Annotated in this window: 20 protein-coding genes; 4 read left to right on the top strand and 16 right to left on the bottom strand. The window is 53.5% G+C overall.

What is annotated here, in order from left to right:
* Positions 1-2: 2 nt before the first annotated feature.
* The 4 genes from AURMO_RS01970 to AURMO_RS01955 form a co-directional block, all read right to left on the bottom strand.
* A complete protein-coding gene (locus tag AURMO_RS01970) occupies positions 3-839 on the bottom strand; it encodes an ADP-dependent NAD(P)H-hydrate dehydratase (RefSeq protein ID WP_110232911.1) in 837 nt (278 codons plus the stop codon).
* A 14-nt stretch (positions 840-853) separates the two neighbouring features.
* Positions 854-1,906, bottom strand: a complete 1,053-nt coding sequence (locus tag AURMO_RS01965) for a hemolysin family protein (protein ID WP_110232910.1) — start codon at positions 1,904-1,906, stop codon at positions 854-856.
* Positions 1,899-3,218 (bottom strand): hemolysin family protein, encoded by a 1,320-nt coding sequence (locus AURMO_RS01960; protein WP_110232909.1) that lies wholly within the window; start codon positions 3,216-3,218, stop codon positions 1,899-1,901. Before AURMO_RS01960 ends, AURMO_RS01965 begins: the two co-directional genes overlap by 8 nt.
* A 117-nt stretch (positions 3,219-3,335) precedes the next feature.
* Positions 3,336-4,835 (bottom strand): sensor histidine kinase, encoded by a 1,500-nt coding sequence (locus AURMO_RS01955; RefSeq protein WP_110232908.1) that lies wholly within the window; start codon positions 4,833-4,835, stop codon positions 3,336-3,338.
* A gap of 17 nt (positions 4,836-4,852) precedes the next feature.
* Between AURMO_RS01955 and AURMO_RS01950 the strand changes: the two genes are divergently transcribed.
* Together AURMO_RS01950 and AURMO_RS01945 are read left to right on the top strand one after the other, a co-directional pair.
* The gene (locus AURMO_RS01950) at positions 4,853-5,890 is read left to right on the top strand and encodes an alpha/beta hydrolase (protein ID WP_110232907.1); all 1,038 of its coding nucleotides are present in this window, start codon (positions 4,853-4,855) and stop codon (positions 5,888-5,890) included.
* 44 nt (positions 5,891-5,934) lie between these two features.
* The gene (locus AURMO_RS01945; protein WP_110232906.1) at positions 5,935-6,615 is read left to right on the top strand and encodes an NYN domain-containing protein; all 681 of its coding nucleotides are present in this window, start codon (positions 5,935-5,937) and stop codon (positions 6,613-6,615) included.
* Positions 6,616-6,734: 119 nt separating this feature from the next.
* Here AURMO_RS01945 and AURMO_RS01940 read toward each other — a convergent pair whose 3' ends face one another.
* Positions 6,735-7,589, bottom strand: a complete 855-nt coding sequence (locus AURMO_RS01940) for a CpaE/TadZ family protein (RefSeq protein ID WP_110232905.1) — start codon at positions 7,587-7,589, stop codon at positions 6,735-6,737.
* Positions 7,589-8,197, bottom strand: a complete 609-nt coding sequence (locus tag AURMO_RS01935) for an SAF domain-containing protein (RefSeq protein ID WP_162532643.1) — start codon at positions 8,195-8,197, stop codon at positions 7,589-7,591. The genes AURMO_RS01940 and AURMO_RS01935 overlap by 1 nt, the downstream gene beginning before the upstream one ends.
* A 99-nt stretch (positions 8,198-8,296) precedes the next feature.
* On the opposite strand from AURMO_RS01935, the gene AURMO_RS01930 reads away from it, so the two are divergent.
* Positions 8,297-8,563, top strand: a complete 267-nt coding sequence (locus AURMO_RS01930) for a helix-turn-helix domain-containing protein (RefSeq protein WP_110232903.1) — start codon at positions 8,297-8,299, stop codon at positions 8,561-8,563.
* Here AURMO_RS01930 and AURMO_RS01925 read toward each other — a convergent pair.
* The 3 genes from AURMO_RS01925 to AURMO_RS01915 are packed head-to-tail and all read right to left on the bottom strand — an operon-like array spanning position 8,560 to position 11,174.
* Positions 8,560-9,405, bottom strand: a complete 846-nt coding sequence (locus AURMO_RS01925) for a hypothetical protein (protein WP_110232902.1) — start codon at positions 9,403-9,405, stop codon at positions 8,560-8,562. The genes AURMO_RS01930 and AURMO_RS01925 overlap by 4 nt on opposite strands.
* A complete protein-coding gene (locus AURMO_RS08890) occupies positions 9,380-10,474 on the bottom strand; it encodes a hypothetical protein (protein WP_162532642.1) in 1,095 nt (364 codons plus the stop codon). Before AURMO_RS08890 ends, AURMO_RS01925 begins: the two co-directional genes overlap by 26 nt.
* A gap of 58 nt (positions 10,475-10,532) precedes the next feature.
* On the bottom strand, positions 10,533-11,174 hold the full coding sequence (locus AURMO_RS01915) for a hypothetical protein (protein WP_110232900.1): 642 nt from the start codon (positions 11,172-11,174) through the stop codon (positions 10,533-10,535).
* Between the two features lie 50 nt (positions 11,175-11,224).
* On the opposite strand from AURMO_RS01915, the gene AURMO_RS01910 reads away from it, so the two are divergent.
* The gene (locus AURMO_RS01910) at positions 11,225-11,650 is read left to right on the top strand and encodes an Rv3235 family protein (protein WP_110232899.1); all 426 of its coding nucleotides are present in this window, start codon (positions 11,225-11,227) and stop codon (positions 11,648-11,650) included.
* Here AURMO_RS01910 and AURMO_RS01905 read toward each other — a convergent pair.
* The 7 genes from AURMO_RS01905 to mtrA form a co-directional block, all read right to left on the bottom strand.
* Positions 11,647-12,165 carry a hypothetical protein gene (locus AURMO_RS01905; RefSeq protein ID WP_110232898.1) on the bottom strand — a complete coding sequence of 173 codons (519 nt, stop codon included), beginning with the start codon at positions 12,163-12,165 and terminating at the stop codon, positions 11,647-11,649. The two genes, AURMO_RS01910 and AURMO_RS01905, sit on opposite strands and share 4 nt — an antisense overlap.
* Before the next feature lie 51 nt (positions 12,166-12,216).
* Complete coding sequence (gene secA, locus AURMO_RS01900; RefSeq protein ID WP_110232897.1) at positions 12,217-15,021, bottom strand: preprotein translocase subunit SecA; 2,805 nt, start codon at positions 15,019-15,021, stop codon at positions 12,217-12,219.
* 136 nt (positions 15,022-15,157) lie between these two features.
* Positions 15,158-15,604, bottom strand: coding sequence for a ribosome hibernation-promoting factor, HPF/YfiA family (hpf, locus tag AURMO_RS01895; RefSeq protein WP_110232896.1), 447 nt, complete (start codon positions 15,602-15,604; stop codon positions 15,158-15,160).
* A gap of 108 nt (positions 15,605-15,712) precedes the next feature.
* A complete protein-coding gene (locus tag AURMO_RS01890) occupies positions 15,713-16,402 on the bottom strand; it encodes a ComF family protein (RefSeq protein WP_110232895.1) in 690 nt (229 codons plus the stop codon).
* Positions 16,403-16,474: 72 nt separating this feature from the next.
* Positions 16,475-18,172 carry an LpqB family beta-propeller domain-containing protein gene (locus tag AURMO_RS01885; RefSeq protein ID WP_110232894.1) on the bottom strand — a complete coding sequence of 566 codons (1,698 nt, stop codon included), beginning with the start codon at positions 18,170-18,172 and terminating at the stop codon, positions 16,475-16,477.
* Complete coding sequence (gene mtrB, locus AURMO_RS01880; protein WP_110232893.1) at positions 18,172-19,749, bottom strand: MtrAB system histidine kinase MtrB; 1,578 nt, start codon at positions 19,747-19,749, stop codon at positions 18,172-18,174. The genes AURMO_RS01885 and mtrB overlap by 1 nt, the downstream gene beginning before the upstream one ends.
* Positions 19,750-19,756: 7 nt before the next feature.
* On the bottom strand, positions 19,757-20,443 hold the full coding sequence (gene mtrA, locus AURMO_RS01875) for an MtrAB system response regulator MtrA (protein ID WP_110232892.1): 687 nt from the start codon (positions 20,441-20,443) through the stop codon (positions 19,757-19,759).
* Position 20,444 lies beyond the last annotated feature (1 nt).

Below are 20,444 nucleotides of genomic sequence, written 5' to 3'. Positions count from 1 at the left end.
TTTTAGTGCTTGCCTTCAGAAAGAACCCACGCGACTGCACGACCAACAGACTCTGCAACATCAAGTGCAGGAAATGGCCCATCTTCACCAGCTAGTTCTGCAGCTTTACCATGCAGAAAGACTCCAGTTGCAGCCAACTCAGCTAATTCATGAAGTGATGGAACTCTCTTCACCGAATGAGTGGCAACAACTGCCGCAATAATTCCTGCAAGAACATCTCCCGTTCCCGCGGTCGCAAGCCATGCTGTGGGAGAAGTGACTTTCACCAGGAACCTGCCACCAGTAGCTTCTTCAGGAGTTGCGACAAGTGTTTCATGCCCTTTGAGTACAACGACAACACCTAATTGGTCAGCTGCTGAAGCAACCCATTCTTCTCTCGTTGAACCATTTCGCGGAACGAGTCGTTCCAGCTCACCCTCATGCGGAGTAATGATGGCTGGCGCAGAGACATGGCCGAGGAAACCTAATCCGCCAGCATCAACGACGACTGGTTGAAGTCCTAATGCTGCGTGAGCGAGCGCTGGAAGTTCAGGATTGAGACCTGGCGTTGATTCCATTCCAGAACCCACGATCCATGCATCGACGGCCCCAGAAACGGTGACCGTTTCAGGCCGACGTGCCAAGGCGAGGCCTGCAGGGGCCTTTTCTCCTAAGAATCTGACCATGCCGATGCCTGTACGGTGTGCTGCTTCGACGCCGAGTACAGCAGCTCCTGGATATTTCTCGGAGCCTGTAACGACTCCCAAAACCCCGTGGCTGTATTTGTTGTCTTGTGGACCAGGGACACGAATGTGGCGTGCTGCGTCAGCAGCTCCCCATTCTCGTATCTGTTCCGTCACGGCAAATCCCTCGATTACCTGCGCCTGGTGGCGTCTTGGACTTCACCGACGAGTTCTTCAATGATGTCCTCCAAGAACAACACACCAGTGGTGTTCCCTTGAAGATCAACAACTCGAGCAATATGAATACCGCTGCGCTGCAGTTCTGCCAAAGCGTCTTCGAGGTCTGTGGTTTCGGTCAACGTGGCCAGCTGGCGAATGCGCTTGGCTTTAATGGGTCCAGTGTGGGTTCCAGCTTCAGAGATGTCGTCATCGAAGGTCAGGACATCTTTGAGGTGGACATAGCCAATGGGTTCGTTATCAGCGTCGCTGATGACGTAACGAGAGAAGCCATACTTGGCCACAGCTTGTTCAAGGTCGCTCACGCTTGCCGACTCGGGCAAGGTGACGAGGTTCGCAAGCTCAACCTTGATATCCCCCGCCTTTTTGGTGGTGAATTCAAACGCCGCAGACAAAGTTCCTGAGAAGTCTTCAATCATTCCCTCTCGAGTGGAATGAGAAACAATGGTGGCCACTTCGTTGAGAGAGAAAACACTATTGGCTTCTTCACGGGGTTCAACCTTAACAAGTCTCAATACAGCGTTGGCCACACCGTTCATGGCCCAGATAACAGGCTTTACAACCCGAGCAATAAAGACAAGAGGTGGCGCCAGCAAAAGTATGGCCTTTTCAGGAACGGAGAACGATGCATTCTTTGGCACCATTTCCCCAAAGATGACGTGCAGGAAGGTGACCAAGATTAAGGCAACAGCGAAGCTGATGCCACTTATCCACCCGTCATCCAAACCAGTTCCAGAAAGTCCCAACTCAACCAAGTGGTGAATTGAGGGTTCTGAGACGTTCAGAATCAGCAAGGACGCTACCGTGATTCCCAGCTGACTGGTGGCCAGCATCAGACTCACGCGTTCCATGGCATAAAGCGCAGTTTTGGCTGCAGCGCTGCCCTTTTGGGCAAGCGGCTCAATTTGGGAGCGACGTGCAGAAATAACTGCGAATTCAGCTGCCACAAAGAAGGCGTTCACGGCAAGGAGAACAACCAGCCAGATCAGACCAGCCCAATCACTCATTACTCTCACCCACTTCAACAACAACGGGCGTGAAACGAAGACGGTCAATACGACGGCCGTCCATGCGGACCACCTTGAATTCACCTTCGGGAACAGTGACGATGTCACCTTGTTCCGGAATGCGTCCCAGTTGACTCATAACAAAACCGGCCACGGTTTCGTAATTGTCATCTTCCGGAACGGTAATTCCGGCACGCTCCTCCAGCTCGTCTGGTCGAAGTGATCCTGGGAAGGTGAGGTAGTCGGCAGAGCTGACAACACCAGCACGGGTGCGGTCATGCTCGTCTGCGACCTCACCAACAAGTTCTTCAACGAGGTCTTCAAGAGTGGCGATACCTGCCGTGCCACCGTATTCATCAACGACGATAGCCATCTGGAGACCCTTGCCACGAAGTTCTGCAAGCAAAGCATCAAGGGACATGGTGTCTGGGACGCGTAAGGGTTCAATCATCAGCGCCGAGACAGGAACGTCGTTGCGACGTTCCCTCGGCACTGAAATCGCGTTCTTGACGTGAACAATACCCACGACGTCGTCGAGGCCATCCTCAGTGACGGGGAATCTAGAGAAACCGGTCTTACGGGCCAACTCAAGTACGGCACGTGCAGAATCTCCTGGTTCCAGTGATTCAATGCGCAAACGTGGCGTCATCACATCACTGGCAGAAAGTTCACTAAACGCAAGTGTCTTGCCCAACAGTGTTGCGGTGTCTTCCTCGAGGGCGCCCTCGCTTGCGGAGCGCCGCAAGAGAGACGAGAGTTCCTCTGCCGATCGAGCTCCTGAAAGCTCTTCCTTGGGCTCAAGACCGAAGCTTCGAAGTACCGCATTTGAGAGACCGTTGAGAACTGCGATGAGTGGCTTGAACACCGTGGTGAAAAGTGTCTGGAAAGGGATTACAACCTTCGCTGTTGCCTGCGGTAATGCCAAGGCAAAGTTCTTGGGAACGAGTTCTCCCACAATCATGGAAAGCACGGTGGCAATGACAACGGCGCTCACTCCGGCGACGGTGCGAATAACTGCTTCGTTCCACCCCAAAGCCGAAAGTGGCTGGAAAAGCAGCGCTGAAAGCGCAGGTTCCATCAAGAAACCTGTCAAGAGCGTCGTCAACGTGATACCCAGCTGTGCACTGGAGAGGTGGGTTGACGTAATGGTCAATGCCTTGATGGTGAGGCCTAAGCCTCGAACGCCACGATCACGTTGGGCTTCAAGTTCTGGCCGGTCAAGATTGACCAGAGCAAACTCCGCGGCGACGAAGAAACCCGTCCCAACCGTAAGAACTAAACCGGCTGCGAAAGCTACCCACTCAGCAAACATGAGATTCACCACGCTCGAAAATCATCAGTGACGAAGAATTGTCACTGGTTCGGGCAGGCGGGGGGTCGTCCATTTCCCTTTTATTCTAGCCAGATGGCTCGGAATTGACTGTGAAGGCTAGTCAATGACGTTAGCGAAACGGAGAGGAATTTCAATAAAGACATCGGTTCCGCCTTCGGCAGCAGCATTCCACTCAATAGATCCACTGAGCTCACCTTGAATGAGTGTCTTCACAATCTGTGTTCCTAGACCATCTCCAATAGCTCCTTCAGGCAAACCGGTTCCGTTGTCCACGATGTGGACGGTAAGAAGTTCTTCGGAACGATTCGCTTCAATAACAACAGTGCCCTCACGGCCTGCCAGGCCGTGTTCTACCGCGTTGGTAACCAGTTCTGTGAGTGCCAGAGCTAGAGGTGTGGCATAGCCGCTAGGAAGCACCCCAAAACTTCCGGTGAGTCGTGGGTGAACGGTGGTGCCGTGGATAGCAGCCACTTCAGCGCTCAGCATCAGTACGCGGTTGAAAACGTCATCGAAGTCCACATTTTGGGTGAGACCTTCAGAAAGGGTGTCGTGAACAACGGCAATGGAGGCAACACGGCGCATTGCTTGTGTGAGTGCTTCACGTGCTTCGTCTGATTGGGTTCTGCGTGCCTGAATACGCAGAAGCGAAGCAACTGTCTGGAGATTGTTTTTCACACGGTGGTGAATCTCACGGATGGTGGCGTCCTTAGTAATGAGCTCCATCTCTTGGTGACGCAGCTCTGTGACGTCTCGGCAAAGCACAATCGCACCGGTTCGCTCACCGAGGTGGCGAATAGGGATTGTGCGCAAGGAAACAGTCACACCACGGGCTTCAATGTCAGCGCGCCAGGGTGCACGGCCCGTGACAACAACAGGAAGTGATTCATCGACATTGATCTTGCCTGTGAGCACACGAGTGGTGACCTCGGCCAGCGACTCGCCTTCCAGCTCATCGGCGAAGCCGATGCGGTTGAAGGCAGAGAGAGCGTTGGGGCTGGCAAAGGTGACAACACCGTCAACATCCAGGCGAATAAGACCGTCTGTTGCACGAGGCGCTCCACGGCGTGGTGAAGGTGCTGCGTCGAGGTCTGGGAAGTCACCGGAGGCAATCATGTCAAAGAGGTCATTGGCGCAGGAATTGAAGGTCATTTCCTGACGACTGGGTGAACGGCTCTCAGAGAGATTGGTGTGAAGGGAGATGACAGCAATGGGGCTACTCGGTGCGGAGTCAGTCGAGCCCTGACGCACGCGGCGGATAACAGGCACCGCACGAACGCGAGTAGGGGTCTCTTCATACCAAGCTGGGGAAGAGGACTCGATGATGCTCGCGGTTTCGTAAGCTTCGCCTACCTGTGCGCGCCATTCAGCTTTGATTTTTTGGCCGACGAAGTCGCGATAGAACAATGTTGCTGAGCTGGAGGGACGAGCATGGGAAACCGCAACGAAGGAACCATCTTGGGTGGGCGCCCAGAGAACAATGTCCGCAAATGCGAGGTCAGCAATGAGCTGCCAGTCCCCAATGAGCATGTGGAGCCATTCAATATCGGCTGCGGAGCCAATTCCTTGGGATTCCATGATGTTACTGAGGGTCGACATACCTCTAGCCTAGAGTCATGCGTAAGAAGTGGTTGTGGCGGACATTAGCTGTCCTTGCCGGATTAGTGGTGGTGACTGTTCTCGTGTTTACCGTGAGCCCTTGGCCTAGTGCCTTGATTATTCGCCAGGTATTCCAAGATGGCGCAAAGAAGACCGCTGCCATCATGGCCCCCTACGCCCCCACTAGCGGTGTGGACTCCGTCTTGGACGTCCAGTACGCAACTGATTCAACCCAGCCTCACGTCAAAGCCAGTGACTTTACGCAGCTAGATGTGTTTTATCCCACGGGCACTACAACCCAATTGGGCACGGTTATCTGGACTCACGGAGGCGCGTGGATCTCTGGCAACAAATCCAATGACCGCAGCTACTTCGAGATCCTGGCCTCTAAGGGATACACCGTGGTGGGACTGAACTACACCTACGGTCCCGAAGCGACCTACCCCACTGCGGTTTTTGAACTCAACCAAGCACACCAGTTCTTGCTGGATAACGCTGAGAAGTTCCATATCGACCCCAGCAAGATTGTTCTCGCAGGGGACTCAGCCGGAGCACAGCTTTCAAGCCAACTTGCTGCACTGATTACCAACCCTGATTTCGCCAAGGAAATGGATTTCACTCCTACTCTTTCTCCTGAGCAGCTGCAAGGTGTTGTGCTCAACTGTGGCGTGTATCAACTCACGTCGTTGATTGGTGCCAAGGGAATCCTGGGCTGGGGAGATGATGTGTCCTTGTGGGCATACACCGGAGACCGTGACATCACCACCTCACCAGCAATGGCTCAAATGTCGACGATTAACCACGTGACCGGCAACTTCCCTGCCACGTACATCTCTGGCGGAAACGCAGACCCTCTCACGGCCGAGAACTCCAAGCCTTTTGCAGCGAAGCTGCAATCTCTTGGCGTGAATGTCACAGAACTCTTCTGGCCTGCTGACTACACCCCACCTTTGCCCCACGAATATCAGTTCAAGCTGAACCTTGATGCAGCTCAGACTGCTCTGAATGAGACACTCTCGTTCCTGAACGAGAGAATTGGTTCCTCCACAGATTAATTTCCCTTGGCGAAAATGTCCGTGGTACCTGCAATTGTTATGAAATGCAGGCCAAACCGAGCGCAATTGTCTATGTAGACGCGTTCAATCTTTATTACGGCTCACTTTTGGGCACGGAATACAAATGGGTTGATTTAGAAGCGCTATTTGACAGGCTTCTTCCTGACTATAAGGTCAAAGAAATTTACTACTTCACTGCCCAATTACAAGCGAAAGCAAACCCGCGCGATCCCGGCGCACCTCTGAGGCAAAAAACGTATTTGAATGCATTGACAACACTCAAGAGAGTGAAGGTCGTTTTCGGAAATTTCATGGTCCACCCCTCATCTGCGCCAAAAAGAAGGAAATCACGTATTTGGGGAATCAAAATGCCCAAAACTTGGTCTTTCGGTCGCGGGGTCAAGATTTGGAAAGTGGAAGAAAAGGGTTCTGACGTTTCTCTCGGCACCCGCATGACCCTCGACGCTGCCAGAAGCGAAGCTGACCTCTACGTCATGGTTTCAAGTGATTCTGACCTTGCGCCCACGGTGGAAATGATCCGCTTAGAGACACAAGCAAAACTTGCGCACATTCCGCCACATCCAAAACTGAGTAAACGTCTCAATGCATGTGATTTTGAATTTACTGTCAGGATTTCCCGTGGCGCATTGCGCGAGTCTCAACTACCCAGCAATGTGATTCTTCCAAAAACCGGCGCAGTTATTTCAAAACCATCCGGCTGGTAAAAAATAACGCCCCGAGTATGCTTCGGGGCGTTAGGCCCAACGACGAAACGTTGGGGGATGTAAGAAAAATATAACAGACTGGACTGACATTTCGGTGAGTTGCCAAAAATAGTGGAAAACTAAGCGCTCAAACGCTTTCTGTGAAATCTGCCTTGCTTCACAGCAGTAACCCCTGTTTCTTGGCTGAATAGTCCAGCTAGCTTCTGAAACTGCTTTCTCAGCTTGCTGTTCTTTGCCGAACTACTGAGTGGTCTCCCCGCCGCATAAGACGACGTCATTGCCTTGTCATCTGCGACTAGTTCGTGAACCTCATGCAATCCAGCAAATCGACTCAGCGTGGAAGCTGCTTGGGCAGAACCCCTGGCATCTAGCCCCGAACGAACTTTGTTGAGCACAATCACGCGTAGTGATTCAGGGAATTCCTCCACCAGCACATCATGTGCTCGAATAAACCGAGCTATGCCCAGTGCATCTGCAGAAGCCACTTCCACGATGCAGTCGGCATGCTTCAGCACGGTCAACGTGGACGCATTACGCCGTGGCGCAAAGAGATCACTTGTGATCTCTTCATCTGTCTCGAGATTAAATCCCACGTCCACCACGATGGCGTCAAAATTCTCCCGAACCACCCCGATTACTTTTCTGACACGTTCGGCAGAAAGCTCAGGCCAGCGATCTGGTCTCACAATCCCTGAGAGCAGGGACATGTTGTGAACTCCGGTGTTCATCTGGTGACTCAGGCGTTCGATCTCAGCGATGGTGAGCTGGTCAGACTCTGCCAATCGACACACAGCAGCAAAGCCTGCTGCTTCATCGACCAGCCCCAGCATGGGAGCTATGGCTCCGCCATAGCTATCAGCATCGATAAGAAGCACTCTCTGGCCTTGTTCTGCCAGTTCTGCTGCCAAATTGATGGCCACAGTTGTGCGACCAGGCGCACCAGTGGGACCCCAGACGGCAATCAGCCGAGACATTAGGCCTTACCCCGACTTGGAACGAGAGAAATGGCATCGCCATTGGCTTGGGATTCAAGAAGTGCTGCAACTTTGGACTGTGGAACCACGATCTCGACGCGCACTCCCCCGTTTGAGGAAGCAAGTCCAGTGGCTTCTGTGATGTGAGCAATCTGAGCACCAGAAATGATCACTGCAGGAGGGCCGAAGACTCCCTGACCTGCCGCCATGGATGCCCACACATCAACATTGGAGCCAACCACTGCATCTGACGAGAGGGGAACGTCAAGCTGGACCACCACGTTCGTGGTGGCGACCTGCTTGGCCGTTCCCACTGCACTGATTGGCACAAGTTCTCCAGCACTTACAGCCTTTGTAACCACAGCGCCATGTGTGAGCCCGGAGGCATCCAGATAGGCCGAGCTGGACTTTCCGAGCTTCACATCTGTAAGAACTAGATCAGTCTTCTGCAGCACATGGCCAGGGGTGAGAGATTTCGCTGCGGCATACACACTGGTGGTGTTTTCCGCTGAGGTCACCAGTGCAAAACCGGCTAGGGCAGTAATGACGACAATGGCAATGCCGATAATGAGCCGCAGGTCGAGGCGGCGAGAGGTTGAGTGAGTCATGACAAGCATCTTCTCTAAAGTGCTGTGAACTCTGCTGTAGTTATCCACAGATTGCTCTTTGGCAGGTTTTGAGGGCTCAACGTTTCATATTGTGTGGATATGAATGATTTTGACTCTACTGATGTGAATATGGACCGTTTTCTCACCGTTGCTGAAGCAGCAGAACTTCTCAAAGTTTCTGCCTCTGATGTGCACGAACTCATCGACTCTGGTGAGCTTCACGGCTTTCGAGTGGGAAAGCGAGGTCCCTGGCGCATACAGCATGACGTGTTGGATCAATTCGTCGTGGATCAACATGAACTGGCACGCAGAAGTGCACTCTGGAACAGCTCTCTTTCTTCCGCCTCCAATATCATTGAGCTCTAGCTCAGTGACATGTGTTCTTTCAGTTCGCGCACCACAACTTCGGCAAGGATTGAACTAGCCAATGCCACTTGAGCGGGGTTTCCCACGAGTGTTTCTGCCCGCCCAGCCATGACGCTCCCCAATGATTGCGGGCCCTGGGCAAACAATCGATCCAAGAGCTCAAGTGCTTCAAACGAAACTTGTTTGGCGAGTTCGTCGATGAATAAATTTTTGAATTTCTGAACTAACTCAGACGTCGGAACTGCCCTTAACAATCGATAAATGTCATGCGCGTCTTTGTCGTCCAGGCGACTGTCATGATCCTCTCGATCTGCAATTTTATGAAGTTTAGCTACGAGTAATCCGGCAGGCCCCGCCACTTTGACGCTGAAAGATCTCGTGTCAGATGCATGAAGAGAGTGAATGAGTTGATAGTCAAAATCAACAAGAGTTGCTTCAATCCCACGTGTTTTCCTCATTGATTTATCGCCGTGAGGTGGCAATCTCACCCCACGCCTTCCATTCCCGGCTAATAAGGACGGGACCATGAGGTCCACAGGTATTCCAGCTGGACTAACCCACGTTCCAGGCGAATCAACGAGGCCGGGCATGAACCCTGCCGAACGCATTGCATTTTCAATCAAAGGCTCATTGGAAAGTTCGCGAGGATCTACAGCAAGATCTCCATCTGTTGTCATTTCAGCAAGAGCCACATCGGTCAATGCGCCTGTATGTAAGTACACAGCTTGTGCGCCAATCACAATTATCGAATCCCGATGGTCACCCAGGGCTTCCAGCGCATCTAGTAACGCCAATCGCGCAGTTACGACCAGAGAATCAGGACTTTCGCCAAAGCTGTTCATGAGCCGCCATCCAATCCATGAGTGCTTCTGCTTCGGTAGGGCCTCGTCCTGGACTTCCCAAGAGATCAGCCACCACCTGCGTGGGAGCAGCCACTCTTAACCCATCATTGTTGTTGCTAGCACCCTCCACTAAGACTTTGAAGGCAGGCTTCACCAGCACCACATTCGCACCCTCGGGTGCTGGTCTCAAGTTATATTTCTGGGCAAAATACTCTGGATCGGAGACATAAAAAGTTGCTAAACGCGTGGGCGAAACTGTCTCCCAGGATGAGGTGGCACAAGATCCGGTAGCAACGTAATCTTTCTGATCTTCTTGCCCCAACATCTCAAGTAGTCCATCAATACCTCGTGGAGCAATCCACGTCGACGTTTTGTTTGTAGATAGAAACCCATAATCTTGACTCCATCGCAGGAGTAACTTCTGCCAATCACGAACGGCATATCTTGAAGCTTCATCCTTGGTAATGAGGTTTTCCCTTTCAAGAAATTCAACAACTCGATACACCGAGCCTGTTGCTGATTCAGAAAGTTCAACTAGCTCACGAATTTTCCATGGTCCTGCGTAGTCAAGAAGTGCTCTCACTACCTTTGCGGCAGGCTCTCCACGAAGTGTCCCCATGGGGCGTCCTGGTTTTTTCCAGGGGTTGTTATTTGATCCACGATCACATATGTACATGTCGGGAGAACGAGTCTCTATTCTGAGATTTCCTGTGAAATCTAAATAGGAAATATTTCGCGAAGAGAATGCCTCGCGGACGCTTGCGGGTAAGTATCGAGAAACAACCAGAATGTTTTCAATACTGGAAAGAGACGTCATTTTGGTGGCATCTTCAACCAGCCGTGGAACATCTCTCAGTTCAACTATGTGCTTGGCCAATAGGCCCAGTGTGCATTTCTGGCCACCCGGGCTTAATACTTCCAATACCTCATTTGATTCGGATCGTATTCCTTGAAGTCCCTCTGAAAAATATGCCTTCCACCCAATTGGCAAACGACTTTGCAGCTGAGAGACAGTCCCTCGCAGCATTTCAGATTCTGTAGCCGGTGCTTCTCCGATATTTCCGCTCATGTTCAGATAATAGCATTATTCAGCCGTCGGTTGAAACAATTAATTATCTGAACATTTACTATTCAATTCTGACGAAGAACAGATCTCGAAGTGGCAGCAGGTGCCTCGAGCCGTCACTACTGACATCAAGATGATCTGCTCCAACCTGGTCGAGAGTTCCTTGAAACTTTCCCAGCGCCGTGTAGAGCATGACTCTTTTTCTCCGTCTACTCACATCTCGCAGCACGAAGGCAAAGTTCACCTTCTCTGCCAACCGAGAACTCCGTGAGAGTTCTCTCAAGTCGTGATCAGAGACTTCGCCTACAGGTGTACCGAGGCTTTCCTTCACGTACTCCTGTGGGATTCCCACACTGCTGAGTGCGTGAAGAGCGAGAATCAATGGCCCGCGAATATCTGACGGCTCCAGCACCTCAATTGCCGCCCAGTCCTTGCCCACGTTCTTGATCTGAAGCGTTAATGCTCTGCCATCCTTGGTCAGCGCCGTCAGAACTGACGCGGGGTTGGCCTGATGAAGTGCCCGCAGGCGCTCTCGAAGCGTCAGCTTCGCGCGCCGCTCACGCTCTTCATCATCGAGGCGGTTAATGATCTCTGCATCGAGTTCACGTTCGAGTTGATTTTCTAAATCTTGGAAGAGGGTGTCGAAGTCCATAGCTAGCGAAGGTAAGGAGCGAACCTGTGAATCTGCTGGAGTTATCCACATGTTTCCTGAGAAATAGACTTTCAGTCTAGTTTCCATGTCACAGTGTTGACATGAATACCGCACCCGCATTCCCCGCAACTCGCACCAGCTTCGTCAACGATGACTTCTTTGGCCACCAGCACACCGCAACTTCGGCACTTCCCGATCCCCAGCCGATGGTGGAAAACTTGGCGCGCAGCGTGATGGAAATTCTTGCTGGGTGTCGTGACCTCGAGCAAATCTCTCGCTGGGTCACCGATGACGTCTATCGAAACCTGCTCCAGCGCGTCCACATCTCGCGTCGAGCACGTGCCGTGAAGAAGCAGCCCTCGGTCCTGCCCACCTTTGGTCTGGGGCGCACGATCATTACCCACCCCGTGGATGGCGTGATTGAGTCGGTGGTCATTGTGCACGGCAAAGCTCGCACTCGTTCCATCGCTATTCGCTTGGAAGGTATGGATGGCCGCTGGCGAGCGACCGCGATTCACGTTCTCTAAGCCCTTACTGCAGGCATTTCATTGTTGTATCGCTTAAACAAGATGGCGACACGTATCGCAGACTCGCTCACGATGGTGAGCAAACCAACGGTGATCAAGAGGCTTGCAAAGTAATTGGAAAAATTGCTGTTTTCGGAAACCGTTTTGACGATGACCAAGAAAACAAGGGCGATGTATTCCGCACCGCTGTTTCGAAGAATCACGGCCTTCTTTTCACGCAGAGGTCGAACCCACATGATCCGTGTGCGATAACGGGCGAAGAAGTAACCCAGCACAACCCCGACACCCCCGGCAACCCAGTGCCAGACATCACGGGAAAGGTCATCCCAAAGAACTACACCAATGAAGAGAACTTCAAATACGGGATCAAGGATGGCGAGCCACAATAAACTCACGTATTCCTTCTTGGGTAAATGAAGGACTTTCTTGCCGTAATTTCTCGCTTTGAGGTCAAAAATGACCATCACAAGTATTAATGGAGAAAGCCAAGCTAGCAGCAGCCAGTCATTCTCCATGAAGTGATTCTAAGTTGAATCCCTGGTGGGAGATAGCAATCCGAAAGAGAATTACTTCTTCTTTCGGCGTTCTGCGCGGTTACCTGCAGGAGCACCACCGGTCGATTGACCGAATGCGCCACGTCCGCCACCTGTTGGGCCAACTGGACGGTTGTCCTCAGGAACAATCTGGCGGCCGTTGTCTGCAGCCTGCTGAGCACGAGCAGTCTCTGCCTGCTCAACACGACCCTTGTCGTCTCGAACCTCGACATGACCGTCCTCTGAAGGTGCAGTGTAGCTCAGGTGGGCATTGGCGTCTTCAGACTGTCCCAGGCCCTTAGCAGCGATGCTGGGGTGCTGTGGGTCGCCCTCAGCGGCGTTGACCTGGACTTCGAGGTTGAACAAGAAGCCAACAGATTCAGCCTTGATAGCAGCCATCATGCCCTGGTAGAGAGCAAAGCCTTCACGCTGGTATTCAACGAGTGGGTCACGCTGTGCCATGGCACGCAGACCAATACCGTCCTTGAGGTAGTCCATCTCGTAGAGGTGGTCACGCCAACGGCGGTCCACCACGGAGAGAACAACGCGACGTTCGAGTTCACGCATAGCAGTTTCGCCGAGTGATTCCTCACGGCGAGCGTAAGCAACGACAGCGTCAGACTGGATCTCGCGACGCATGAACTCCTTGTTCACGCGGCCCTTGTTTCCAGCTTCCTGGATAACCTCGTCGATGGTGATGCCCACAGGATAGATTGTCTTGAGCTCTGCCCAGAGAGCGTCGAAGTCCCAGTCATCTCCATTGCCCTCAGAAGTGTGAACGGCAAGAACTTCGTCAATGACGTCTTCGAGGAATGCGAGTACGCGATCCTTGAGGTCATCACCTTCAAGGATGTGTGCACGGTCAGAGTAGATTGCTTCACGCTGACGGTTGAGAACGTCGTCATACTTCAGAACGTTCTTACGCATTTCAGCGTTACGAGCTTCAACCTGAGACTGTGCAGAGCGAATAGCGCGTGACACAATGGCTGACTCGATCGCAGTGTCATCAGGAATGTTGCTGCGCGTCATGATGGCTTCTGCCGCACCCGAGTTGAACATTCGCATGAGGTCATCAGTGAGCGAGAGGTAGAAACGGCTCTCACCGGGGTCACCCTGACGTCCGGAACGACCACGCAGCTGGTTATCGATACGACGAGACTCGTGACGTTCGGTACCAAGGACGTAGAGTCCACCAGCTTCAACGACCTTGTCAGCTTCGGCTTGGACGCCTTCCTTCACCTTGGTGAAGGTGGCTTCCCATGCTGCTTCGTACTCTTCTGGAGTCTCAGCTGGGTTCAGGCCCTGAGATGCAAGTGCGGTTACCGTGAGGTGCTCTGCGTTACCACCGAGCATGATGTCGGTACCACGACCGGCCATGTTGGTGGCCACGGTGACAGCACCCAAGCGACCAGCCTGAGCAACGATCGCTGCTTCACGGGCGTGGTTCTTGGCGTTGAGGACTTCGTGCTTGATGCCCTTCTTGGCCAGAAGCTTGGAGAGGTATTCGCTCTTCTCAACCGAGGTGGTACCAACCAGAACAGGCTGGCCCTTGGCGTGACGCTCAGCAATGTCGATGGCGACCTGCTCAAACTTGATCACTTCGTTCTTGTAAACAAGGTCAGGCTGATCGACACGTGCCATGGGCTTGTTGGTGGGGATAGGAACCACACCAATCTTGTAAGTGCTCATGAATTCGCCGGCTTCTGTTTCAGCCGTACCGGTCATACCGGAGATCTTCTCGTAGAGACGGAAGTAGTTCTGCAAGGTGACAGTAGCCAAGGTCTGGTTCTCAGCCTTAACCTCAACACCTTCCTTGGCTTCAATAGCCTGGTGAATACCTTCGTTGTAGCGACGACCAGCCAAGATACGGCCAGTGTGCTCATCCACGATGAGTACTTCACCGTTCATCACGACGTAGTCTTTGTCGCGCTTAAACAGTGCGATGGCCTTGAGGGAGTTGTTCAGGAACGAGATCAGCGGGGTGTTTGCTGATTCGTAGAGGTTGTCGATACCGAGGTAGTCCTCAACCTTTTCAATACCTGGCTCAAGGACACCGACGGTGCGCTTCTTCTCGTCGACTTCGTAGTCAACGCCAGCTTCCAGAGTGGTGGCGATCTTGGCAAACTCGGTGAACCAACGGTTTGCTTCACCCGAAGCAGGACCAGAAATAATCAGAGGCGTACGAGCCTCATCGATGAGAATCGAGTCGACCTCATCGACGATGGCGAAGAAGTGCCCGCGCTGAACCTTGTCAGCAGCACTCCACGCCATGTTGTCGCGGAGGTAGTCGAAACCAAACTCGTTGTTGGTTCCATAGGTAATGTCACACAGGTACTGTTCACGACGAACAGCAGGAACCTGACCTGCGGTGATCACACCGGTTGTCATACCCAGGGCGCGGAAGACGCGACCCATGAGTTCTGACTGGTAGCTAGCCAGGTAGTCGTTCACGGTTACGACGTGAACGCCACGACCCGCAATGGCGTTGAGGTAGGCGGGAAGGGTAGCGACCAGGGTCTTACCTTCACCAGTCTTCATTTCGGCGATGTTGCCAAGGTGCAGGGCAGCACCACCCATGAGCTGAACGTCGAAGTGACGCAGGCCGATAGTGCGGCGTGCTGCTTCGCGCACGGCAGCAAAAGCTTCAGGGAGCATGTGGTCGAGGGATTCTCCCTCGATGTAACGCTTGCGGAAATCAGTGGTCTCAGCACGAAGCTCTTCATCGGTGAGGTTAATGAAGCCCTCTTCGAGTTCGTTGACGGCCTTAGCCAGGTTCTCGAGCTTACGAAGGGTTCGACCTTCGCCCATGCGCAGGACCTTGTCAAGAATGTTAGCCACGTATATCTCCGGAAGTTGTGTGCGCAGTAAGCGCTAAGGGCGGTCCACACGCATGCGTGTAAGACCGCCCTCAATGCTACCGGGAATGAGCTTTCCCCGTCTGTACGAAGCCTGTAGACGAGGTGAGCATTCTCCGTTAAGCCGCTGGTGACGGAATGATGGCGTGCTCTCCCGTGTTCACGCGTTCCAGGTCTTCAGGTGTGGCAGGAACAATGTCCAGCTGAGCAAAGGCGTCAGCGCTTGCTTCGTGGATAGAGAGGGGCTTCTGGTGGCCGTTGTGGTGAATCTTCTTCTTATCGCGAGCGCGACGAAGCTGTTCCATCATGCGACCCATGGCCAGATCAAAGGCGGCATATTTGTCTTCGCCATCTGATTCGGCACGGAGAACGGGACCGGCTTCAACGAGCTTCAGTTCGACGTGATCGCCGCCGACAAGTCCCTTACCGCCGTGGTGCTTGCTGACGGTGACATCCAGTTCGAGTGGACGGTCTGCGAGCTTTTCTATTTTGTCGGCCTTCTCGGTGACGTAATTACGGAATCGGTCAGTGATTTCAATGTGACGAGTGATGAAGTTGAGTTCCATGACGACCTCCCGTAGTTGGCGTTTACGCCCAACTTTTGGGCGATCCTTTCACGCCAATCGATGTTGTTTGAAAATGTAGTCCTGTTTGATCGGTTATGTCACGCATTTTTATCTGCGAGTGTCCTGAAAGTTTTTGGGAGTGTAGGCAAGCACTGCCGCTCCCAGGACTTCTGCGCCCCCGGCACGCAGTGCCCGGGCGCATTCCAGCAGGGTTGCACCTGTCGTCAGTACGTCATCAACCAAGATGACTCTCGTGCCTTTCGCAGCTGGCTTGGCTGTGTAAACGCCCTTCATGTTGCGAAAGCGCTCCATGCGACCGAGCTGGGACTGATCTGCTCTCCTTCTGCTGATGGTGAGGAGTTTCTGCGGACGCACACCGGCTGCCGTTGCCAACATGCCAATGGGCGAATACCCGCGCTGACGAAAACTTGCCCTGCTTGAGGGCGGAACTACCCACGTAACCGGATAAGAACTTTCTAAAGTCACTTGGTGGTAAATGGCCTTCATGGCGTCTCGAAGAGGCATGGCCAGATGTTTGGCCACCGAAGTTCGTCCCTTTTCTTTGAAGTGATGCAGCACGCCACTCAGTGGCTCCCCCAGTTCCATAGCAAACCACAGTGGCAGCCTCTGCAGAGATTCCTCATCAAAGAGCTCGCGGTATTGGAGATTTGCAACTAAGGCTGCTCTGCATTCCTTACAGAGGTTACGATCTGGAAGATCGCAGCCAGCACAGGAAATGGGAAGCGCCAATGCCAGAGCATCTGCACAGTGCTCTTTGAACTCGTCGAATGTCCACATCCCTGCAGTGTGACTGTGAGGATTTCACGCTTCAGCTCATAGATCTAAAGTGGTGGAAAACTTCCTCGGAACTTATTGCTGTACGGCGAGTGTTTTCACACCCGTGACAGCACTGAGCCACTGAGCACTACTGCGCTGAGTGAGCACATTGCCTTCTGCGGTGAGGATTCGAATACCTGCGACCGTATTTGCCCCCACGATCGAAATAGGGGTGCCTGTGGTGACCTTGGCCAAATCTTCGCTTTGCCCACCAATGACTTGCGTGCGGACGTGAGAAGAGGCGCCGTCCGAGGACACACTCACCACCGTGGTGGAGTCCACCCACGCAGAAGCAACGGGAGTCCCCGCTGCGAGCGAGAGAGTAACTGGAGCACCCAACTGAATGGGAACTGACTTCTCTCCACGAACAAGAGCACTCACCACCAACTGGTAGCTGCCGTTGGTTTCCAGCAGCGCCAAAACGCGGGTGCCATCTCGGGAAATCGAGAGCGACAGAATCGAATCAGCGGTTGCCCAGGGCGCTTCGAGTGGGATTTGTTTGCCGTCCGTGGGGATGACCATGAGCTTGTTGGGTTGCGCGGCAGGAACCGACCACACATATCCGAAACTATCCAGAGCAGGTGCTATCAATCCGGAACGTGTGTCCACCAACTCTGCATTTCCATTCCTCACAAAAGAAACACCCTGCGCTGTGAGGATTGCTGCCAGAACATTCCCGTTTGAAATCGTAATGGCAGTAGGTTGTTGAGCAAGCATGGTTGGTGCTAATTGTGTGGCGGTGTCCACGGTAGTGCCGGTCCAATATCCGAAGGTTTTATCGGTCAAGACAAGTGGCCTGGAATCGACCGGCTTGGGCAGAACAGAATCAACAGTGCTGGAGATGGCGTTGTTCAACGTTGCCCCGTCCACCAACATGGTGACGGCTGTGATGTTGTCGACTGATTGCAAGCTGGCAGAAAGCTGCTGCTTCATCTGTCGAATGACGGTGGGATCTGCAGAGAGCGCAGCCGAGTTCAAGTCAACCGTTGCGGTCCCCCTGGACACGGGCACGGTGTCTGCAACTAGTGCTGTGCCGGCAGGGAATGCGGTGTGAGTGGCGCCATTGGCTGACAGCCATTCAGATGGCCCAGCCAAAAGCGCCTTGGTGATGCGAGTGCTGGCTGATGCACCAGCGGGGAAGAAGCGAACATCAGGGACCAACACAGAGTTCGTGGAGTCAAAGAAATAGAGCGGGTGCGCCTGGTAAACCTGATCAAAAGTGAAACGGTCCATCACCACGCCATTGGGAGCAGAGCTAATGCGCCATTGGCCATCTACCTGCTCAAAGGTGTAGCTATTGGTCACCGACTGGGTGGGGGTCACATCTGAATAGTTGCCCTGGGCATCAACCAGTGCGTTCTGGGTATAAACCAACTCGCCCGTGTTGTCACCGGTTTGCGTGACGGTGCGCAAGCCAGCATCCACATTTACTGCCGTGGTGGCATCCCACTCTGTGGCGAATTCGGGGGTGAGGAACTGGCGAGCAATGGCGTAGTCACTGACGGGCGACGAAGACGCTTCAACAAAGCCTCGGAGGATTTCCTCGATAGAACCGTTGCGCACAGGCCCCAAAGGTAAGAACTCAATGGCATCATCTTCAACCGGAACAACGGCGGAGCCTTGATTCACTCCACTTGAGCGTGGAATGCCGGAGCAGGCCGTCAAGGCCAACAGCGAAAGTATTGCTACCGCCAAAGTGATTCCTTTGATCACACTCTTCCCGATCGCCATCACGACTCCTCAGTGGGGTCGAGAGGCAAGGGTGAAGAAGCAATAGGAATCTCAAGATCACGAGGCAGGGTCAAGCGGAACAATGCGCCCTTCCCTGGTGCTGCCCAGACATCCAGAAGGCCGTTGTGAACACGGGCATCCTCAAGAGAGATAGCCAGACCGAGACCCGTGCCGCCCAGGGTGCGCTTTCGAGAAGGATCTGCACGCCAGAAACGACTAAAGACTTGCTCCAGTTGTTCAGCATCCATGCCCACACCGTGGTCACGAACACTAATCGCCACTGCGGTGGCATTACTGTCCACCGCAATGTCGATGGGCTTGTTCTCTCCATGCTCAATGGCGTTGCCAATGAGGTTCATCAAGATACGGCGCACGCGTCGAGGATCAATATCAGCGTCAAAGTGACCACCAGGGGCAGACAATGACAGGTCGCAGCCGTGCTGCTCGGCCAAGGTTGTCATGGTTCCGACAACATCTTGAACAAGACCAGCCACGTTGGTGGGTTCTGGCTCGAGGTTTACACTTCCGGCGTCATAGCGGCTGATTTCAAGAAGATCACCCAGAAGCTTCTCGAAGCGCAGAACTTGCGCATTCAAGAGCTCGGTACTGCGACGTGTCTTCGCGTCAAAGTTCTCACGTTCTTGGAACAGCACATCACCCGCGAGTTTGATGGTGGTGAGCGGTGTGCGCAGCTCATGGGACACGTCCGAGACGAAGCGCTGTTGCATGACGGAGAGATCAGCCAGCTCGGTGAGCTGGCGCTGCATACTGCCGGCCATGTCGTTGAAGGACCTGGCAAGTGTGGCCACGACGTCTTCGCCCTTTTCAGGGATGCGCACAGCCAGGTCACCAGCAGCCAACTTCTGTGATGTCTCTGCTGCGTTTTTGAGCGGTGAGACCACCATGCGCGAGACCACCCAGGCCACGCCGCCAACCAAAATCAATAGGCCAAAGCCGGAGAACCACAACACCTGCTGAACAAACAACAGGGTTTGTTCTGATTGCTCAAAGTCATAACCAATAAACAGCTCGTACAAACCAGCACCAGGGATATCCAGCTGGGAGCCCACAACCACACCTGGAACCGTGGTGCCATTGATGGGAAGTTCAACAGATTGCCAGAACTGCTGATCCGCAGTGGTCATCACTTGAGCCTTGAGCTCGGGAGTAATGACGCCACCGGTGAGTTCAGAACTGGAGAAGTTCTGGGGAGCGAGCGGATTGGGTTCTTGATCCGGGACGCGATAGACCGCAATCAGTCCACTCGAAGAAGAATCACGAATAGCGGTTCGAGCAGCATTCATGACCGACTGCATCGATGCTTGGTCGCTGGCATCAGAAGAGTCGAAGATGCGCTGGGCAGCGACCTGGGCACGTTGTGATTCAGAGAGGACCTGGTTCAATCGGGAGGCAAAGAGGTCGTTGCTGATCGAGAAGGACATGTAGAGGCCGACCAAGATGATGGCGACACCCGAAAGTGCCATCGAGGCCACGACTGTTCGGAACTGTAGCGAACGACGCCACACACGCGTGATGCGCGCAGGAAGCCCAAGTAAGTCGAAGCGTCGAACCTTCATTGCGACGTTAGATCACAGCTCCGGCACGGTACCCAACACCGCGCACGGTGGTGACAATGGTGGGGTTATCGGCATCGAACTCCACCTTGCTGCGCAAGCGCTGCACGTGAACATTCACCAGACGAGTATCTGCCTTGTATTGGTAGCCCCACACCTTCTCCAGCAGCATTTCACGAGTGAACACCTGCTGAGGCTTGGATGCCAACGCAACGAGAAGATCAAACTCAAGTGGGGTGAGGTTGATGCAGACATCCCCGCGCTTGACCTCGTGGCCATCCACGTCAATACTCAGATCACCAATACGCAGGGTCTGCGCTGTGGCACCACTGGGTGCCATGGAGCGCAGACGCGTCCGAATACGTGCCACCAGCTCGCCCGGGTTGAAGGGCTTGACCATATAGTCATCTGCGCCGGCTTCTAAACCAGCAACAACATCTGTGGCGTCACCCTTTGCTGTGAGCATGATGATGGGCACGCCCGATTCCTGACGAATCTGACCACAGACTTCAATGCCGTCAAAGCCGGGAAGCATGAGATCCAGCAGCACGAGGTCGGGCTTGTTCTCCCGGAATGCTGCAAGAGCTTCTGCGCCATCGGCGCAGAACGAAGGCGTAAAGCCTTCGCCTTCCAGGACGATACCGACCATCTCCGCCAATGCGGCGTCGTCGTCTACAACCAGAATGCGTGCACTCATG

This window comes from Aurantimicrobium photophilum (assembly GCF_003194085.1).
Lineage (GTDB): Bacteria > Actinomycetota > Actinomycetes > Actinomycetales > Microbacteriaceae > Aurantimicrobium > Aurantimicrobium photophilum.
Note: the sequence above shows the minus strand (reverse complement) of the source record. Positions and strands in the feature narration are given on the sequence as shown.

Excerpts from the sequence above, each read along its gene's own strand:
- AURMO_RS01910 (WP_110232899.1), top strand. The coding sequence starts at position 11,225 with ATGAATACCGCACCCGCATTCCCCGCAACTCGCACCAGCTTCGTCAAC.
- AURMO_RS01950 (WP_110232907.1), top strand. The coding sequence starts at position 4,853 with ATGCGTAAGAAGTGGTTGTGGCGGACATTAGCTGTCCTTGCCGGATTA.
- AURMO_RS01935 (WP_162532643.1), bottom strand. The coding sequence starts at position 8,197 with ATGACTCACTCAACCTCTCGCCGCCTCGACCTGCGGCTCATTATCGGC.
- AURMO_RS01945 (WP_110232906.1), top strand. The coding sequence starts at position 5,935 with ATGCAGGCCAAACCGAGCGCAATTGTCTATGTAGACGCGTTCAATCTT.
- AURMO_RS01915 (WP_110232900.1), bottom strand. The coding sequence starts at position 11,174 with ATGTGGATAACTCCAGCAGATTCACAGGTTCGCTCCTTACCTTCGCTA.
- AURMO_RS01930 (WP_110232903.1), top strand. The coding sequence starts at position 8,297 with ATGAATGATTTTGACTCTACTGATGTGAATATGGACCGTTTTCTCACC.
- AURMO_RS01940 (WP_110232905.1), bottom strand. The coding sequence starts at position 7,589 with ATGTCTCGGCTGATTGCCGTCTGGGGTCCCACTGGTGCGCCTGGTCGC.
- AURMO_RS08890 (WP_162532642.1), bottom strand. The coding sequence starts at position 10,474 with ATGAGCGGAAATATCGGAGAAGCACCGGCTACAGAATCTGAAATGCTG.
- mtrB (WP_110232893.1), bottom strand. The coding sequence starts at position 19,749 with ATGAAGGTTCGACGCTTCGACTTACTTGGGCTTCCTGCGCGCATCACG.
- mtrA (WP_110232892.1), bottom strand. The coding sequence starts at position 20,443 with ATGAGTGCACGCATTCTGGTTGTAGACGACGACGCCGCATTGGCGGAG.
- AURMO_RS01890 (WP_110232895.1), bottom strand. The coding sequence starts at position 16,402 with ATGTGGACATTCGACGAGTTCAAAGAGCACTGTGCAGATGCTCTGGCA.
- AURMO_RS01955 (WP_110232908.1), bottom strand. The coding sequence starts at position 4,835 with ATGTCGACCCTCAGTAACATCATGGAATCCCAAGGAATTGGCTCCGCA.
- AURMO_RS01965 (WP_110232910.1), bottom strand. The coding sequence starts at position 1,906 with ATGAGTGATTGGGCTGGTCTGATCTGGCTGGTTGTTCTCCTTGCCGTG.
- AURMO_RS01905 (WP_110232898.1), bottom strand. The coding sequence starts at position 12,165 with ATGGAGAATGACTGGCTGCTGCTAGCTTGGCTTTCTCCATTAATACTT.
- hpf (WP_110232896.1), bottom strand. The coding sequence starts at position 15,604 with ATGGAACTCAACTTCATCACTCGTCACATTGAAATCACTGACCGATTC.
- AURMO_RS01960 (WP_110232909.1), bottom strand. The coding sequence starts at position 3,218 with ATGTTTGCTGAGTGGGTAGCTTTCGCAGCCGGTTTAGTTCTTACGGTT.
- AURMO_RS01885 (WP_110232894.1), bottom strand. The coding sequence starts at position 18,172 with ATGGCGATCGGGAAGAGTGTGATCAAAGGAATCACTTTGGCGGTAGCA.
- AURMO_RS01925 (WP_110232902.1), bottom strand. The coding sequence starts at position 9,405 with ATGAACAGCTTTGGCGAAAGTCCTGATTCTCTGGTCGTAACTGCGCGA.